Raw genomic sequence first — 17,562 nt, 5'->3', positions numbered from 1 at the left:
AGTTAGTGCATCGGAGCAGCGATGCTGTACGGCGTTCACCCACACGGCTGCCGGGACTGCCCGATGGCTCCGAGGCGCTACCGCAGGTCCTCGTACCGCTCACGTAGGGCTCTCAACGCGGTAGCCGTGCGCGGGGGCACCGGGGCCCCCGCGTCCATCTCGCGGCACAGCTGCTGGAGTTCGGCGGGCGTGTCCACGTCGTACCACGTCGGCAGGACGACGGGCTCGGCGGTGACCTCGGCGGCGCGGCGGAGCGTCTCCTCGAAGACGCCGTCGTGGCTGTAGGTCATGTCTGTGAAGAGGCGCGGGAAGAGGTCGTTCTGGCCGAGGAGGTAGTAGCCCCCGTCGTGCGTCGGCCCGAGGACGACCCGCAGCGGCTCCTCGCGCAGCAGTCCGAACGTCATCTCGACGTAGGCGAGCGGCAGCGTCGGGTGGTCGGTGCCAATCACGACGAGACGCTCGTGCCCCGCGCGGAAGCCATCGACGAAGGCGTGGAGCATGCGTTGGCCCAGGCCGTCGCCGTGCTGCGCGTGGACGGTCACGCCGTCGGGCACCCAGCCGTCGGGGAGCGCAGAGGCGTTGCCCTGTCCGTCGGGAGCGAGATAGAGCCGGACGGCACAGCCGAGTGCGGCGTAGGCGTCGAGCGCGTCGCGGAGCATCGCCGCGTAGAGGTCGGCGGCTTCCTCGGGGGTCAGGAGCGCTGTGAGCCTCGTCTTGACGCGCCCCGGCTCAGGTCGCTTGGCAAAGACGAGAAGCGCGGAGAGCGGAGGCGTCGGCATGAGGCGAAGGCAAAGGAAGGCAGGGCGCGTCTCGCCCGGCGCTACGGGATGGGCGACCGTGTCAGGAACGTACCGCCGACTTCGGCCCGGGGAAAACCGCGGCTCCCAATCTCCGCACCCCGGCGTCTCGACGGAACGCACCGATCAGGTTTCGTGCCTCGATGACGAACTTCGCGGGGCGCGCCTTGTAGCTTGGACGCTCCTCTGTCTGTACGGACCCTGGCCGTCTGGACGGAATCACTCGCCCCTCAACGACCTACCCGTCCCAACCTGATGCACCCCTCATCCAGCGGCCTCGTCTCCCAACGGTCGAGCGGCTACCAGATGCCCTCAGGCACGGCACTGCGCGGCGTGGACTTCTCGTCCATGTCCACGCAGGACAAGATCGACCTCCTCCACCGCATCCTGGAGCGCCGCATCCACGGTATCTCGTTCAGCCCCTACCTCGACGGGCAGGAGCCCGGTGACGAGATGAGCGAGGAGCAGATCCGCGCCCGCCTCGCGATCATCGCGCCCTACACCCACTGGATCCGCACCTTCCGCTGCATCGAGGGCAACCAGCACGTCCCCCGCATCGCCCGCGAGTTCGGCCTCAAGAACATGGTCGGCGTGGACCTCACCGAAGACCTGGAGCGCAACGAGGTCGAGCTGGCCGCGGGCATCGAGATCGCGCAGGCTGGCTACGCGGACCTCTTCGTCGTCGGCAACGAGAACCTGCTGCGCCGCGACATCACTGAGCAGCAACTCCTCGACTACATCGGCCGCGCGAAGGCCGCCGTCCCCGAGGGGCTCCCCGTCAGCTTCGTCGACGCGTACTTCCTCTTCGAGCAGCACCCGGCCGTCGTGGACGCCTGCGACGTGCTGATGGTCAACTGCTACCCCTTCTGGGAAAGCTGCCCCGCCGACTATGCCCTGCTCTACATGAAGGAGATGTACCGACGCGCCGTGCGCGCGGCCAACGGAAAGAAGGTCATCATCAGCGAAACCGGCTGGCCGACGTCCGGCACAGCGTTCGGGGACGCGGTACCCTCCTACGACAACGCGCTGGAGTACGTCATCAACACCTACACGTGGGCCGAGGAGGACGACGTCGAGATCTTCTACTTCGCGGCCTTCGACGAGGCCTGGAAGACGGGCAACGAGGGCGACGTGGGGGCCTACTGGGGCCTGTGGGACAGCCAAGGCCACCTGAAGTACGCCTGACCATGACCAACACGAAAGGCACGGTGCCCGGCATCGACGTCGGCCCCGCGATTTGCTACTCGGGGTACCGCGCGGGGCAGTCGCCCGTGACCGGGGTCTACCCCACCTACGAGCAGGTCTGCGAGGACCTCCGCCTCCTCGCGCCGACGTGGCGCTACCTGCGGCTCTACGACCCCAGCCGGCACGCCGAGTTGGTGCTCGAAGCCATCCGCGCCGAGGGCTTCCCCTTCCAGGTGCTGCTGGGCGCCGACGTGCGGGCCGAGCTCAGCAATCCCAGCTGCCCCTGGGACGCGCACTACTCCGACGAGCAATTGGCCACCAACCGCGCCGACAACGACGCCCAGATCGACCGGCTGATCGCGCTCGCGAACGCCCACCCGGAGACGGTCGTTGCCGTGTCCGTAGGCAATGAGGCGGCGGTCGAGTGGACCGACCACCTCGTGCCGGTCGAGCGTCTGGTGGACTTTGCGCGGCGTGTCAAGGCCGGGGCCACGCAGCCGGTCACGTTTTGCGAGAACTACGTCCCTTGGACCACCAAGCTCGCCCCGCTCGCTGCCGAACTGGACTTCCTCTCGGTCCACACGTATCCCGTCTGGGAGTACCAGCCCCTCGACCGCGCACTCGACTACACGCAGCAGAACTACCGCAGCGTAGCCGACCACTACCCCGACCTCCCCGTGATCATCACCGAGGCAGGGTGGACGACCGGCTCGAACGGGCGCGGCATCGAGCCGTGGAATGCGTCGCAGGAACTGCAGGCGGCCTACGTCCAGCAGCTCATGGCGTGGAGCGAGGCCCACCAGGTCCTCACCTTCGTCTTCGAGGCGTTCGACGAGCCGTGGAAGGGGTCGCCGGACCCCATGGAGCCGGAGAAGCACTGGGGGCTCTACCACGAGGACCGGACGCCCAAGCGGGCGATGCTAGAGCTTCACGCGCGCACGTAGCCCGTGCCTCACTTCTAGTTGCTCTGCGAACATGAGGAGCGAGGGATCAGCCTACTGCTCGGCTTCGATGCGGAGGCGAATGGCGGTTTGTAGGCTGTCGGCCGAGGCTTCCACGTTCACGGCGTTGCCACTGAGGTAGCCGAGCAGGCGCGGATACCAGCGGTAGGGTTTTCGGAGGCGCCCGTCTGGGCCGTAGAAGTCGTCTTGGCTGGGCACCGGCTCGATCTTCTCGTCGCTGAGGCGCACGGCCCGGTCCGTCTGGTCGATCATGAACTGGACGCGGGAGCGGTGCGCCTCGACCTGTTGGATGAAGGCCGGGTCGAGCAGGTCGACGCCCGCCTCCAGCATGGCCGTCCACGTCCTGCTCTGCCGGGCCGTCGGCAGCCAGAGCCCGTAGATCGGCGGCCGCTCGCCGCGCTCGTACGGTTGGAGCATCGGCTCCGCGTAGTTCGTCTCGAAGTACGACTGGTACCACCGCGCGAAGTCGGCGGTCTGCTCCGCTTCGGCCAGCAGCACCTCGTAGATCGCGGTGCGGCGAGCGTCGTCTTTCCGGGTCTGCTGGTAGGCGCTGAGCAGGAAGGCGGCGTACACCCCAGCGAAGACAACGACCAGTTCGAGCCCCAACATGCCAGCACGGCGCAGGACCCTAGCCTTGCGGGAAACAGACGCCTCGTCCCTTTCGAAGGGCGGCCTATCGGCGGAATCGGGCGATACAGCCTCCAGATCTGGAACGAAGTCGGTCGAGTTCCCAGGTTCATGTCGAGCGATCACGAGGCGAAGAACGGCGTGCATGTGCGCGCTGCACGGCTAAGGTAGGTCGCCGGCTACGACGAGTTAGCCTGCCTGTCGAATTCGAGGGCTGGAGCTACGCACCTCGGCTACGTGACCTCGGCTACGTGAACGCCTCCACATAGCCCCCAGCGAAGCCCTCTGCGGGCGGGATCGGCGTAATCACGTCGAGCAGAATCCCGTTGGGGTCCTCCGTGATGAAGTGACGTTGTCCGTGCGGCTCGTCACGGAGCGGAACGTGCATCGGTAGTCCTGCCGCCTGCATGGCGGCATGAACCGCATCCACGTCCTCGACCTCCATGGTCAAGATTACACCCGCAGCCGTTGCGTGACGCCACCCACCTGGCACGCTCGCGTGCCCCGGCTCGATGAACGCCAACTCGAACGGTACCGCACCCGTCGTGCGGAGACTGACGTACCAGTCGGACACGAACGTGGCCTCGAACGGTAGGTGGGTGGTGTAGAAACGAAGGGCCTCGTCCAGGTTGGTGACCGTCAGGAGAGGGTAAGAGCTCGTGATCGTCATGGCATCGACCTGTTCTCGAACATGGACTCCGACTCACTGACCGCTGCTGATACGCTCATGCGCCCAAGGCACTCGGGATTGTGGCTGACAATACAATTGTGATTGACAATACAGAGGTGGTAGGCGGTCGCAGAGCAACGACAAATGAGATGCAGAGTGACTTCAGGTGTCCTGAGCAGAGTAGCCTACGGGCCACACAACGGCAAGAAACACCGACCGCGTTCAAATCCCTAGGACGGCCTGCTCGGTCACGACCGTGCTCGCCGCGATGTCGTGGGACTCGCTGGGAAGCCGGTCCACGAGACACGCTTCGTAGACGACACACACTCGCCATGCCGTCGTCTCAGCGAGGAAGGCATCGTAGAAGCCCCGTCCGTGACCGATGCGGTGACCGCGCCGGTCGGCCCCGAACGCCGGGACGATTACCACGTCGAGGTCGGCGGGAGCCACGAGCGGGCCAGTCGGCTCCTGCAGGCCCCAGCGGTTGGTGACGAGGCGGTCTTTGCCTTCGTAGAGACGATGCACCATCCGGGGGGCGCCCTGGAAGGCTTCTACGACGGGCAACACAACCCGCTTGCCTGCTGCCTCACACGCCGCGATAAACGGACGCGTGTCTATTTCGCGGCGCGCAACGAGCGGCCAGTAGCAATGCACGGTCGTCGCTCTCTGAACTACTGGCAGCGCTTGAAGGCGGTCGCAGATCGCGGTGCTCTTGGCCGCATAGTCGGCGTCGGAGAGCGAGGCGCGGACCGCCGCGAACTGCGCCCGCCACTCGGCTTTCGACCTTCGGCTTTCGACGTTTGACCTCGGACCCATAGCTATCACCATCCGTCGGCATCGTCGCCGGTGGCTCCGATGCCTAGGTCGGCGTAGGCGACGAGGGCCGGAAACAGCGGCAGCAGAAAGCGCTGGCTCGTGACGAGGTAGGGCAGCCCACCGCCGCCGGTGCCGCTGTCGCCCGTGACATGGCGGCGTACGGTCTTGCGGTGTACCGTCAAAAAGCTATCCGTAGCGGGCTCGTGCAGGGCTGCGTCCGTCGCCGCGATCCGGTCGAGCGTAAAGGCGAGGCACGTCTGCGGGTGGCGCACATGCAGCGCGTGGGCACCGCGGCGTGCATCGGCGAGGCCGTCGCGGCGGGCGTTCTCGCTGGCAATGGCCACGTCTAGGTCGGCTCGGAACGTGGCCGTTGCGGACTCGGCGAGAGCTAGGTCGGCGTCGGTGGCGGGCGTCCCGAGCGTCGCGCTGAAACGGGCGACGCTGCGGTCGAGGTCGTCGGCGCGGAGGCGGCGCACTGCGGGGGGCGCCACGAGGCCGTCAGCCGCTGGCGCGAGGCGAGCAAGTACGGCGTGCGCGAGGTCGTCGAGGTGAGGCACGTCGGCGGCCGGGCTTGCCTCCCTCTCGTCCGTTGCTTCAGGGAAGGCCCGCGTGCGGTCGCCGCGGAGGATGAGCGGATCGCCGAGCGACACGTGCGGGCAGGGCGAGGTGGGCGTCTTCTCGTAGTGGTGGGCAAAGGTGTCGCCGGGAAAGACGCGCACGCCGAACAGCGGGCTTTTGCCGAGTGCGCGCTGGATGAGCCGGAGTTGCGCCGTCTGGAACCCGCTCGCGGGGGCCAGGGCATCGCGGAACTGCTCGTATTCGAGCGTCGAAAAGAGAACATCGTCGCCCGCACCACGCCCGACGAGTTGCATGACGACGGGCAGCAGCCGCCGCGCGCAGTGCCGGAGCCGTGCTGCCGCCGTGAGAGCAGGCCGCCAGAACGCATTCGGCCCCCGTTCGTCGGGCAGTGGCTCCAACGCCCGCGTCTCGAACGTGTCGTCGTCGGCATCGGTCAGCGCCCGGAACGTGCCTGCGAGCACGCCGAGGTCGAACGTCATCTGCTTGAACACCAGCTCGCAGAGCTGGTGAATGACGATGAACACGCGTTCGTCGGGAACCTGGGTGGCAGGCGTCTGAGCCGCCAGCAGCGCATCGAGGCCGAGGTAGGAAGCGTAGTCGAGCGGCTGCCGCCCGGCCTCATCAGGTGCGTTGACAAGCGGTTGGCCGTCAGCGTCCCGAAGCCGCGCCTGCTTAGTATCCGCTCGCACGGTCGGGTCGAGGGAAAACGTCCACCAAGGATCGGGGGAAGGCACAAGGCAGAAGGGTGAAGGCAGAAAGGGGGAGATGGCTTGCCGCGCCTATTCCCAGGCCAGGCATAGGAAGGAGGGAGCACGATGGACGGCTTAGAAAAGTAGTGCACTCCTGACCCTCCCAACTTGTCATCCTGAGCGAGCATCGCGAGCCGAAGGATCTCTGCCAGCTTCGATTCACTCAACGCGGCTTGATTGCCGACCCGCAGATCCTTCGACTCCGCCGTTCCGGCTTCGCTCAGGATGACATCTGAGTTGGAGGAACAAGTGTATGCCCCTTCCGGAAGGCTCTGAGCCTCGTCCGGCGTGCTTCGGAGTACTGCCTTCATGTCTTTCGCACGAACCCGCCTGTGCGGGCTCGGTACATTGCTCTCCTGTCCGTTCGGAACCGCCGACGGGTACAGCCGCCCACTCTGGCGCACGGAAGGCCGCACTCCCTCACGGGATCTCCAGCGGCTTGTGCCCCTCGCGGCTCCGCCCTCGGACCGGTGTCAGACCGCCTGACCCCGTTCCCCTTTCCCTCACGGCACCGACATGTTCGATACCCTCTCCGAGAAGCTCGACGCGGCCCTCAAAAACGTCAAGGGCGAAGGCCGCATCAACGAACTCAACATCGCCGAGACGATGCGCGAGGTCCGCCGCGCGCTCCTCGACGCCGATGTCAACTACGAGGTCGCGCGCGCCTTCACCACCAAGGTCAAGGAGCAGGCCCTCGAAGACAAGGTCCTCCAGGCCGTCTCGCCCGGGCAGCAGTTCATCAAGCTGATCTACGACGAACTCGTCTTCCTCCTGGGCGACGTGCACGTCGGGCTCAACAAGGCCAAGCGCCCGCCGACGGTGATCCTGGTCGCGGGCCTCCAGGGCTCGGGCAAGACCACCTTCTGCGGCAAGCTCGCCAAGCACCTCAAGGGCGAGGGCCGCAACCCGATGATCGCCGCCGCCGACGTGTACCGCCCGGCCGCTGTCGATCAGGTCGAGACCCTGGCCAAGCAGATCGGTGTGCCCGTCTACGCGGTCCGTGACGAGAGCGGCACCCCCATCAACGACGCCGTCCGCGTGGCCTCCGAGGCCGTCGCAGAAGCGCGCCGCCTGGGCCGCGACACCATCATCATCGACACGGCGGGCCGCCTGCACGTGGACGAGCAGATGATGCAGGAGGTCGCCGACATCCGCTCCGCCGTAGACCCCGACGAGATCCTCTTCGTCGTCGACGCGATGACGGGCCAGGACGCCGTCAATACGGCAAAGGCGTTCAACGAACGCCTCAACTTCGACGGCGTCGTGCTCACCAAGCTCGACGGTGACACGCGCGGCGGCGCGGCGCTCTCGATCCGCACCGTCGTCCAGAAGCCGATCAAGTTCGCCTCCACGGGCGAGAAGCTCGACGCGCTCACCGAGTTCTACCCCGACCGCATGGCCCAGCGCATCCTCGGGATGGGCGACGTGGTCACGTTCGTCGAGAAGGCGCAGGAGCAGTTCGACGAGGAGGAGGCCAAGAAGCTCGAAGAGAAGATCCGCAAGCAGACGTTTGACCTCGAGGACTTCTACGAGCAGCTCCAGCGCATCAAGAAGATGGGCTCGCTGAAAGATCTGCTGGGCATGATCCCGGGCGTCGGCAAGCAGATCAAGGACCTCGACGTCGACGACGACGCCTTTAAGCACATCGAAGCGCTCATCCAGTCGATGACACACGAAGAGCGCCGCAAGCCCGAACTCATCAACGGCAGCCGCCGCCTCCGCATCGCCAAGGGCGCGGGGCTCCAGGTGCAGGACGTGAACCAACTCCTGAAGCAGTTCCGCGAGATGCGCAAGATGATGAAGACCATGACGAAGCTCTCTGGCAAGGGCCGGGCCGCCAACCTCCAGCAACTCATGGGCGGGCGACGGTAGGTCGCTGCGCTCCCGTGTGGACGTGTGCAGGTGTGAACGTATGGACGTTCGACGCGCCTAGCACATCGCTCACACCACCCCACTTCCACACGTTCATACCCCCACACGTTCATACTTCCCAACCATGGCCGTCAAACTCCGACTCCGCCGCATGGGCCGCACCAAGCGCCCGCTCTACGCCGTCGTCGCCGCCGACACCCGCTCGCCGCGCGATGGCAAGTACATCGAAGACCTGGGCCGCTACGAGCCGGTCAAGGAGCCCGCTGAGGTCGCGCTCAAGGCCGACCGCATCATGTACTGGCTCCAGCAGGGCGCGCAGCCCTCGGACACGGTCCGCTCGCTGCTCTCGAAGGAGGGCATCATGCTGCGCCTCCACCTGACCCGCAAGGGCAAGGACGCCGAGGAGATCGAGCAGGCCGTCGCCGCGCACCGCGAGCGCATCGCCAGCAAGCCGGGTGCGATGAAGAAGACCAAGGACCAGCGCCGCCGCGAGGCCCTGGATGCGGAGCGCGCACGCGCCGCCGAGGAGCGCGAGCGTCTGGCGAAGGAGCGCAAGGAGCGCGAGGCCGAGCTGGAGCGCCAGCGCCAGGAGGAAGAGGCCGCCGCCCGCGCCGAGGCCGAAGCGAAGGCCGCTGCGGAAGCCGCCGCTGCGGAAGCCGCTGCCGCCGCAGCAGCACCCGCCGCCGAAGCTCCGGCTGAAGAAGCCCCGGCTGCCGAAGCCGAGGCCACGACCGACGTGCAGACCGCCGGTGCTCCCGCCGTTGGCCCCGACGCCAACGAGGTCGCCACGGCCGTCGAAGCCGAGATCGCCGAAGAGGCCCCAGCCTCGGAGAAAGCCCCGGCTGCCGAAGCTGCCACGGAAGAAGCACCGGCTGAGGAGGCGCCTGCCGTAGAAGCCCCCGCTGACGAGACCCCGGCTGCCGAGGAAGCACCCGCGGAAGAGGCACCTACGGAAGAAGCCAAGGCCGATGACCTGACGAAGCTCTACGGCGTCGGCAAGGTGTTCGCCACCGCGCTCACGAACGCAGGTGTCACGACGTTCGCGCAGCTCGCCGAGCAGTCGCTGGAGCAACTCCGCGGCATCATCGCCGAAGGCAGCGACACCAGCGACGCCGCCGCCAACGAGGAGACGTGGGCCAAGCAGGCTGGCTTCCTCGCCGCGGGCGACAAGGCAGGCTTCGATGCCTACGTGGACGAACTCCGCGCCGAGAAGTAAGCGTCCCGTCCAGATCGATGAGGCTCCGGGCGGCACCAGCACGTCCGGAGCCTCATGCATTTCAACGTCTCGCACTATGATGTCTGTCGACCCCGACGCCTTGCTCCTCATGGGGCGCTGCGGCCGCGCCCACGGCGTGAAGGGCGAAGTGAAGGTCTTCCCCGAAACCGACGACCCGCAGCGCTTTGACCTCCTCGACCGCGTGTTCCTCGGCAAAACGGCGAAGCGCGTCGAGGAGGCCACGATTGAGAGCGTACGCTACCAGGTCGGCAAGGGCGGGCGCGTGACGGTGCTCGCGAAGCTCGACCTCGTGCCGACCCGCGAGGACGCCGTGCGCGTGCGCAACCTCAACGTCTACGCCCACGAGGATGACCTTCCCGCACCCGAGGACGGCGAGATCCTGATCCACCAACTGATCGGCCTCGCTGTGCACGATTCAAACGACGGCGTCGTCTACGGCACCGTCCGCGACGTGCTCGAAGGGGCAGCCAACCTGCTCCTCGTCGTCGACCGCGACGGTGCGCCCGACGTGCTCGTCCCCGACGTGGACGCCATCGTCCTCGACGTCGATCTCGACGCGGGCACCATCACCATCGACCCGCCCGAAGGCCTCTTCGAATAGCGCCCCTCGTCTCGCCGCCCCCTCCGCCCTCTGTCTCGTACTCATGCGCATCGACCTGATCACAGCGCTGCCCGACCTCGTAGCGAGCCCCCTGGCACACTCGATCATCGAGCGGGCGCAGCGCAAGGGGCTGGTCGACATCCGCGTCCACGACCTCCGCGCCTTCGGCATCCCCAAGGGCAAGAGCGGTCACACGCAGATCGACGACTACCCCTACGGCGGCGGCGGCGGGATGGTGCTCAAGCCCGAACCGCTGTTCGCCTGCATTGAAGCGCTCCAGGCTGCGTTGGCGGAGCAGGGCGCGTCGTACGACGATGTCATCTTCCTCACGCCCGACGGCGTCACGCTCGACCAGCCGCTCGCCAACCGGCTCTCGCTGCACGGGAATCTGCTGCTGATCGCCGGGCACTACAAAGGCATCGATCAGCGCGTGCGCGACACCCTCGTGACGATGGAAGTGTCCATTGGCGACTACGTGCTCTCGGGCGGCGAGCTACCGGCGCTCGTCCTCATCGACGCGCTCTGCCGCATCGTCCCCGGCGTGATCGGCGACGCCCAGTCTGCGCTCTCTGACTCGTTCCAAGACGGCCTTCTCGACGCGCCCGTCTACACCCGCCCCGAGACGTTCCGCGGCCAGTCGATCCCCGAGGTGCTCCGCTCCGGGGACCACGCCAAGATCTCCGCCTGGCGCGAGACCGAGCGGCTGACGAAGACCCATGAGCGCCGGCCCGATTTGCTGGGAGAGTGAGGTGATGTGGCGGTTAAGCGGTGCGCCCGTTTTGGCCTACGACCCACCGCGATACGGCCTCACTGCAACACCACCCGACTCATTCGAAGAATCGGCAAGATGGAGCACAATCGGCGTCAAGGCGTCGTTTAGCGGGGCTCGCTGCCGTATGTTGTGAAGCTCTATTCGTCCCGAGTGGGGCTTGCTTTCGCAAGCGGAATAGCGACGCGCCTGCCCTGAATTTTTGCCGACTCCCCAACCGTACCTGCCATGTCCACCGAACTGATGAACCTCGTCGAAGGCACCCAGCTGCGCGACGACATCCCCGAGTTTGCGCCCGGTGACACCGTGGACGTGTACGTGCGCGTGATCGAGGGCAGCAAGGAGCGTATCCAGAAGTACACCGGCGTAGTGATCGCCATGCGCGGCGAGGGCTCGAAGAAGACGTTCACCGTGCGCAAGGTGTCGAACGGCGTCGGCGTGGAGCGCATCTTCCCGCTCTACTCGCCTAAGCTGGCCCGCATCGAGCGTGTCCGCGAGGGCCGCGTCCGCCGCGCCAAGCTCTACTACCTCCGCGGCCTCCGCGGCAAGGCCGCCCGCATCCGCGAGAAGCAGCGCGCCCGCTAGCAAGAACGTGGCGGTTGGTCGGTGTTGCAGTGCGGCCGTGAGTGCACCGCGACACCGCGACGCTGCTGCACCGCCTCACTCTCCCCCATGCGTTTCGCCTCCTGGCCCTACGAGCCGCTTCGCGTGCTGAGCTACGCGCTGGAGGACGGGCCGGTGAGCCAGTCCGACGCGCTCGTCCCGACGGCCGTCGCCGACGCGCTAATCCGAGGCCACGCCGACGTGGGCCTCGTGCCGACGCTTGACGTGCTGCTCAAGCCGGACCTCTACGACCTCGTACCGGGCGTCGGCGTGGTGAGCGAGCCGTGGCCGTACGCCCGCCTTGCCGTCCGCGCCCCGCTCGATCAGATCGAGGCGGTCGGCTTCGACCCACGCGACCGCCAGGAGGCACTGCTCGCCCAGACGCTGCTCCGGGAGCACTACAGCCTCCGCCCATCGTTCCGTCCTTCCGACCCGGCGAGTGAGCCTACCGCCGAGCGCTACGCCGCCCACGACGCGCTCCTGCTCGTCGGCGACAACGCCCAGGCTGTCGCGCAGGAAGTGGCAGCCGACGGCCTCGTGCTCGACCTCGGCTACGAGTGGCTCGAACTGACGCTCCGCCCGATGGTGTGGGGCCTGCTCGCTGCCCCGGCAGGCTCGCTCGACATCGCCGAGGCGCTCGCGCTCCGCGACGCCGCCCGTCACGCCGAGCAGGCCCGCAGTGAAGCTATCGCGAAGTCGGGAGGCACCCCTGACCCATCGGGTCCGCTTCGCCTCGCCGGCGTCGCCAGCTTCACGCTCGACGGCTACGCCCTCGACGGCCTCGAACAATGGATCCAGTACCTCTACTTCCACGGCACCCTCGAAGAACCGCCCGAACTCCGGTGGATCGAGCTTCCTTCGGAAAGTGAGTAAGGACGAAGTAGGAAGTTAGAGGTAGACCCCCAACGGGTTTCTTGCTGTTTCTAGCCTCCCACCTCTCACGTCAAACCTCCCACTTCTCCCTTCCCATCATGGCCGACGGCACCAAGACCATCGTCTCCAACAAGAAGGCGGGGTACGAATTCTTCCTCGAAGACAAGACCGAGGCGGGACTCGTGCTCACGGGCTCCGAGGTGAAGTCGCTGCGGCAGGGCAAGGCCAGCCTCCAGGAGTCGTTCTGCAAGGTGGACGACGACGGCACGATGCGGATCTACAACCTGCACATCGCGCCGTACGAGATGGGTGGCTACGCCAACCACGAGCCGCGCCGCCCGCGCGTGCTGCTGCTCAAGCGCCGCGAGATCGAGAAGTTCAAGAAGGCTACCGAGCAGAAGGGCTACACCATCGTACCCACGCGGCTCTACTTCAAGAACGGCTACGCGAAGCTCCAGATCGCCCTCGGCAAGGGCAAGAAGCTCCACGACAAGCGCGATACTATCGCCAAGCGCGACATGGATCGCCGCCTCCAGCGCGAAGGGCGCTGACGAGTTCAAGGCTCTTGGGTTGAGGGTCCAAAGTGCGGATCTTCTTGCTCCCAATTCAACACTGCGACACCTCTTTGGAAGACGCTTGCAAGGAACAGAGTGCCACCCACAGGCTGATGTGATACCCATAGGTTGATGTCATCCTGAGCGAGCGTTAGCGGGTCGAAGGATCTGCGGGCCAGCTTCCAGACCTTGGTCGAAGCGCCGAAATTGACAGAGATCCTTCGACGTCATCCGCTGTGCGGATTTTGCTCAGGATGACTCGAGTGAAATTCGGAGACTAGACGACCACGCATCGACATTGAATTCCCCACCCATGACCTCCACCTTCCCCTCCGTCGAAGAGCAACTCGCGACCATCCGGCGCGGTGCGGAGCAGATCCTGCCCGAAGACGCGCTCGTCGAGAAGTTGAAAAAATCCGTCGCGACCGGGCAGCCGCTCACCATCAAGCTTGGCTGTGACCCGAGCCGCCCCGACCTCCACATCGGGCACGCCGTCGTGCTGCGCAAGATGCGGCAGTTCCAGGACCTCGGCCACAAAGCCATCCTCATCATCGGCGACTTCACGGCGATGATCGGCGACCCCTCCGGCAAGTCGAAGACGCGGCCCGCGCTCACCGCCGAGGAGACGCGCACCAACGGGCAGACCTACTACGACCAGGCCGCCAAAGTCCTCGACACCAGCCCCGAGAAGCTGGAGATCCGCTACAACTCCGAGTGGCTCGGCGCGATGAGCTTCGCCGACGTGATTGGCCTCGCGGGGAAGTACACCGTCGCGCAGATGCTGGAGCGCGAGGACTTCAAGAACCGCTACGAGGGCGGCCAGCCGATCTCGATCCACGAGTTCCTCTACCCGCTCGCACAGGCACAGGACTCCGTCTTCCTCGACGCCGACGTGGAGCTCGGTGGCACCGACCAGACGTTCAACCTACTCGTCGGGCGGACGCTGATGGAGCGCAACGACCAGGAGCCGCAGGTCTGCCTCACGCTGCCCATCCTCGAAGGCACCGACGGCGTGCAGAAGATGTCGAAGTCGCTCGACAACTACATCGGCGTGAGCGAGCCGCCCGAGGAGACATACGGCAAGACACTCTCCATCCCCGACGCGCTGATCTACCGCTACGTCGAGCTCGCCACCGACGTGCCGACGGACGACCTACCAGAGTGGAAAGTCTTCGCCGAGCAGAACCCGCGCGACGCGAAGCACAAGCTCGCCTGGATCATCACACGGATCTACCACGGCGAGCAGGCCGCCGACGCTGCGCGCGCGCACTTCGAGAAGACCGTGATCCAGGGCGGCGTGCCCGAGGACCTCGGCGAGCTCACGCCCGAGGCCGAGAATAGCACGGTGAGCGTGGTGGACCTGCTACGGCAGGCGGGCTTCGCGGAGTCCAACGGGGCAGCCCGGCGCCTCATCAAGCAAGGCGGCGTCGCCATCGACAGCGAGAAGGTCACCGATCCGCATGCGGAGGTCGATCTCGCCGCGACGGCTCCGTTCGTGCTGAAGGGCGGCAAGCGGAAGTACGTGCGCGTAGTTGTTGGCTAGCGGATTCTGAGACCGAGTAGAGCCGACCGCTTTTCGCGAACGTCGTCATGACTGCATCCGTGCTCCTTCGTTTCGCGGCGTTTACCACCTCCCAGGACGGTGGCAACCCGGCTGGCGTCTGGGTGGGCGACGCTCTCCCCAGCGCCGAGGTCATGCAGCAGATTGCGCGGGACGTGGGCTACTCGGAGACGGCCTTTGTAGCCCCTGCCACGGGCCTTGACCGTACCGTGCGCTTCTTCAGTCCTGGAGTCGAAGTCCCGTTCTGCGGGCACGCGACGATTGCCACGGGCGTAGCGCTCGGTGTCACGAACGGCGCGGGCACCTACCACCTTGCGACTTCGGCAGGCGTCGTGCCCGTCGTCGTCGAGAAGCAGGACGAGCGCTGGGAGGCGTCGTTGACATCGGTGGAGCCTGAGCACGAGACAGTCTCAGGCGCGCTCGTCCAGGAGGCGCTGGCGGCGCTCGGCTGGGAGCCCGACTGCCTCGACGCAGCGATTCCGCCTGCGCGGGCCTACGCTGGAGCCTGGCACCTCGTGCTCGCGGTGGCCGACGCGCTCCGCCTCGCTGACCTCGCCTATGACTTCGAGGCGCTCAAGGCGTTCATGCTGCGCGAGGGGTTCGTGACGCTGTTACTCGTCTGGCGCGAGAGCGACACCGTATTTCACGCACGCAACCCGTTCCCCGTGGGCGGCGTGGTGGAGGACCCAGCGACGGGTGCCGCTGCGGCGGCCTTCGGAGGCTACCTGCGCGACGCAGGCTTGCTGACACCGCCAGCGACGTTCATGGTGCGTCAGGGCGAGGCGATGGGACGTCCGAGCTGCCTCGGCGTCCGCGTACTCGTCGAGGGCGGCATCGTCGTGACTGGCACGGCGGTATCCCTGGATGAGCCCAGCCACTGAACGCGTTGACTTGCGCAGAGGCCGCGCGATCGCAGCCTGGAGTGAGGCACCGTTCAGGCCTTGTGAAAACGTCCTATCAGGCGCGGGGGACGGTTCGGCGTGGGAGACGAGCGAGTGTGGCGGCGGCGTTGTATCGTGACCCTACCACTGTCTCTGCTCTTGCGTCCATGCGCCCGCTCACCCTCGTTGTGCTCGTCTGTCTCCCGCTGCTCGTCGCGGCCGAGTGGGGCGCGACCGCGCAGGCGCAGGACATCGTGCCGACCAGCGCCGACCGGCTCTACCGCCGCGCGCTCGCGCTCGACGAGGCCAACCCGCGCGCCGCGCGCCGCGCCATTGAGGAAGCCATCGCGCTCGACCCGGACAACGTGCGCTATCTGGAGGTGCGGCTCGCCCAGCTTCAGCGCGAACTGAGCGAGAGCAAGGCCGCGAGCGTCGCCGACACGCGCCGCCCACGCCTCGCCCGCAACATCCTGCGCCTCGACCCGGAGAGCGCCATCGCTCTGGAGGAACGCGGCATCGCCGCGACGCTCAACTTCGAGTGGTGGCGCGACCGGCACCAGCGCTCCGGCGCCACGTGGACGCCCGACGCGAGCCGGGGCATGGCGGGCCGCGCGAACCGCCATTGGCAGGAGGCCGAGCAGTTTCTCCGTGACGCCCTCGCCGCTGAGCCAACGCGCCGCTCGGCGCATCTCCGGCTGCTTCGCCTCTACGCCGAGACCGAGAACTACGCCGCGCTCGCCGAGGCTGCCGAACGCTTCCGGCGTGCCCGCCCGTCCGACGCCGACGTAGCCCTCTACCAGGGCCTCGCTGACTTCTACCGGCGCGACCTCGCCGCCGCCGAGCGGCACTTCGACGCGGCGCTGGACGACCTCGGCGCGCCCGACCGCGTGGCCTTCGAGACGCTCGACTGGCTGCTCGATGCCGACGAGCGCGAGCGCTGGGACGCCGCGCAGGCCGACGGCCGAGCCGCTGCCTACGCCGCGCGCTACTGGCGCAGCCAAGACCCGCGCCTACTCACGCCTCAGAACGAGCGGCAGGTCGAGCATCACGCGCGCCTCGCCCTCGCCGACCTCCTCTTCCGAGACGCCAAGGACAACCGCCGCGGCTGGCGCTCCATGCGCGGCGAGACGCTCGTCCGCTACGGCCTCCCCAACCAGCGCATCGCGTGGAGCGCCAACGATGTCCTCGCTAAGGACTTCAGCCGCTACCAGCGCTGGGTCTACGACGGCTTCGACCTGCTCTTCGAAGACCTCTTCCGCAACGGCGACTTCGAGTACGCGAGCTCTGCCCAGGGACCGGACGATGCGACCTTTGCCCGGAGCCTCCACAACCGCGCGCCTGCGCAGACGACCTACGCCCCCGAGCGCCGCGTTGGCTTCCCCTACCTCGCCAGCGCCTTCAAGGGCGACGGGCGCGACGCCGACCTCCTCGTCAGCTTTGGCCTCCCCGTCGAGCGCGACGGCGCGGCAAACCTCGTCGCTGGGGCCTTCCTCATCGACGACGCGTACCGGATTCGCGCCGAGACGCGGGAGGCCGTGTCGCCCAGCGCGCCACGACGGGCGACCAGCGACGGCACGATGCTGACCGACTACCTCCGCCTCGACGCGGCCGCAGGGACGTACGAGTTAGCCGTCGAGTTTGAACAGCGTGGACCGACCGCCGAGGCGCAGGCCGTCGGGTACCGCCGCGACCGGCTTGCCGTGCCCGACTTCCGCACGCCGGGGCTGGCGCTCTCCGACCTCCTCCTGGCCTACAATGTCGAGGAGTTGGAACCGGGTCGCCGCGCTGCGCCGGGCACCGTCGAGCGGCGCGGGCACGAGATCGCCGCCGCGCCGTGGGGCGTCTTCGAGGCCGGTCGCTCGGTCTACCTCTACGTCGAGACGTACGGCCTCACGACGCCGTTCGAGGCTGGAGCGCGGCAGTCGCGCTATGCCGTCGAGGCGCTGCTCGTGCGGCGCGACGACGCCGGGACGCTCTCGCGCTTCGCCCGCCTACTCGTCGGCAGCGACCCGCCCGAGAGCGTCGCCGTCCGCTTCGAGGCCAGCGGGACCTCCCCGGACGAGGCGCAGTACCTCGTGCTTGACACCGACGCCCTCTCGCCGGGGGCCTACCGCCTCTATTTCCGCGTCACCGACCGACACACCGGCGCCGAGGCCGAGTCGTCTCGCGACCTGTTCCTCGAAGCGCCCACCGAGCGCTAGCTCTCCCACGATTTCGCACCTTCGC

At 67.2% G+C, this 17,562-nt stretch carries 17 protein-coding genes; 12 read left to right on the top strand and 5 right to left on the bottom strand.

The window, feature by feature from the left end:
* Positions 1–77: 77 nt before the first annotated feature.
* Positions 78–779 carry a TIGR04282 family arsenosugar biosynthesis glycosyltransferase gene (locus AAFU51_06415; protein MEO1570885.1) on the bottom strand — a complete coding sequence of 234 codons (702 nt, stop codon included), beginning with the start codon at positions 777–779 and terminating at the stop codon, positions 78–80.
* A gap of 366 nt (positions 780–1,145) precedes the next feature.
* On the opposite strand from AAFU51_06415, the gene AAFU51_06410 reads away from it, so the two are divergent.
* A complete protein-coding gene (locus AAFU51_06410; GenBank protein MEO1570884.1) occupies positions 1,146–1,982 on the top strand; it encodes a glycosyl hydrolase family 17 protein in 837 nt (278 codons plus the stop codon).
* 2 nt (positions 1,983–1,984) lie between these two features.
* A complete protein-coding gene (locus AAFU51_06405; protein MEO1570883.1) occupies positions 1,985–2,926 on the top strand; it encodes a glycosyl hydrolase family 17 protein in 942 nt (313 codons plus the stop codon).
* A gap of 51 nt (positions 2,927–2,977) precedes the next feature.
* Here AAFU51_06405 and AAFU51_06400 read toward each other — a convergent pair whose 3' ends face one another.
* The 4 genes from AAFU51_06400 to AAFU51_06385 form a co-directional block, all read right to left on the bottom strand.
* Positions 2,978–3,553, bottom strand: a complete 576-nt coding sequence (locus AAFU51_06400; GenBank protein ID MEO1570882.1) for a hypothetical protein — start codon at positions 3,551–3,553, stop codon at positions 2,978–2,980.
* A 265-nt stretch (positions 3,554–3,818) separates the two neighbouring features.
* A complete protein-coding gene (locus AAFU51_06395; protein MEO1570881.1) occupies positions 3,819–4,241 on the bottom strand; it encodes a VOC family protein in 423 nt (140 codons plus the stop codon).
* A 222-nt stretch (positions 4,242–4,463) separates the two neighbouring features.
* A complete protein-coding gene (locus AAFU51_06390) occupies positions 4,464–5,057 on the bottom strand; it encodes a 5-formyltetrahydrofolate cyclo-ligase (GenBank protein MEO1570880.1) in 594 nt (197 codons plus the stop codon).
* Positions 5,058–5,062: 5 nt separating this feature from the next.
* The gene (locus AAFU51_06385) at positions 5,063–6,325 is read right to left on the bottom strand and encodes a hypothetical protein (protein MEO1570879.1); all 1,263 of its coding nucleotides are present in this window, start codon (positions 6,323–6,325) and stop codon (positions 5,063–5,065) included.
* Positions 6,326–6,901: 576 nt separating this feature from the next.
* On the opposite strand from AAFU51_06385, the gene ffh reads away from it, so the two are divergent.
* From ffh to AAFU51_06335, 10 genes are all read left to right on the top strand, one after another.
* Positions 6,902–8,257, top strand: a complete 1,356-nt coding sequence (gene ffh / locus AAFU51_06380; protein MEO1570878.1) for a signal recognition particle protein — start codon at positions 6,902–6,904, stop codon at positions 8,255–8,257.
* A 124-nt stretch (positions 8,258–8,381) separates the two neighbouring features.
* On the top strand, positions 8,382–9,473 hold the full coding sequence (gene rpsP, locus AAFU51_06375) for a 30S ribosomal protein S16 (GenBank protein ID MEO1570877.1): 1,092 nt from the start codon (positions 8,382–8,384) through the stop codon (positions 9,471–9,473).
* Between the two features lie 76 nt (positions 9,474–9,549).
* Entirely contained in the window at positions 9,550–10,095 is a 546-nt protein-coding gene (gene rimM, locus AAFU51_06370) for a ribosome maturation factor RimM (GenBank protein MEO1570876.1), read from the top strand.
* A 43-nt stretch (positions 10,096–10,138) separates the two neighbouring features.
* On the top strand, positions 10,139–10,843 hold the full coding sequence (gene trmD / locus AAFU51_06365; protein ID MEO1570875.1) for a tRNA (guanosine(37)-N1)-methyltransferase TrmD: 705 nt from the start codon (positions 10,139–10,141) through the stop codon (positions 10,841–10,843).
* Positions 10,844–11,092: 249 nt separating this feature from the next.
* Positions 11,093–11,449 carry a 50S ribosomal protein L19 gene (rplS, locus tag AAFU51_06360; protein ID MEO1570874.1) on the top strand — a complete coding sequence of 119 codons (357 nt, stop codon included), beginning with the start codon at positions 11,093–11,095 and terminating at the stop codon, positions 11,447–11,449.
* Between the two features lie 87 nt (positions 11,450–11,536).
* Complete coding sequence (locus AAFU51_06355) at positions 11,537–12,340, top strand: MqnA/MqnD/SBP family protein (GenBank protein ID MEO1570873.1); 804 nt, start codon at positions 11,537–11,539, stop codon at positions 12,338–12,340.
* Between the two features lie 98 nt (positions 12,341–12,438).
* The gene (gene smpB, locus AAFU51_06350) at positions 12,439–12,891 is read left to right on the top strand and encodes an SsrA-binding protein SmpB (GenBank protein ID MEO1570872.1); all 453 of its coding nucleotides are present in this window, start codon (positions 12,439–12,441) and stop codon (positions 12,889–12,891) included.
* A gap of 316 nt (positions 12,892–13,207) precedes the next feature.
* Positions 13,208–14,437, top strand: a complete 1,230-nt coding sequence (gene tyrS, locus AAFU51_06345) for a tyrosine--tRNA ligase (protein MEO1570871.1) — start codon at positions 13,208–13,210, stop codon at positions 14,435–14,437.
* 47 nt (positions 14,438–14,484) lie between these two features.
* Positions 14,485–15,336 carry a PhzF family phenazine biosynthesis protein gene (locus AAFU51_06340; GenBank protein ID MEO1570870.1) on the top strand — a complete coding sequence of 284 codons (852 nt, stop codon included), beginning with the start codon at positions 14,485–14,487 and terminating at the stop codon, positions 15,334–15,336.
* Positions 15,337–15,503: 167 nt separating this feature from the next.
* Positions 15,504–17,537 carry a GWxTD domain-containing protein gene (locus tag AAFU51_06335; protein MEO1570869.1) on the top strand — a complete coding sequence of 678 codons (2,034 nt, stop codon included), beginning with the start codon at positions 15,504–15,506 and terminating at the stop codon, positions 17,535–17,537.
* The last annotated feature ends 25 nt before the right edge of the window (positions 17,538–17,562 follow it).

The sequence above is a fragment of the Bacteroidota bacterium genome, from assembly GCA_039821555.1.
In the GTDB taxonomy this organism is placed as follows: domain Bacteria; phylum Bacteroidota; class Rhodothermia; order Rhodothermales; family Rubricoccaceae; genus JBCBEX01.
Note: the sequence above shows the minus strand (reverse complement) of the source record. Positions and strands in the feature narration are given on the sequence as shown.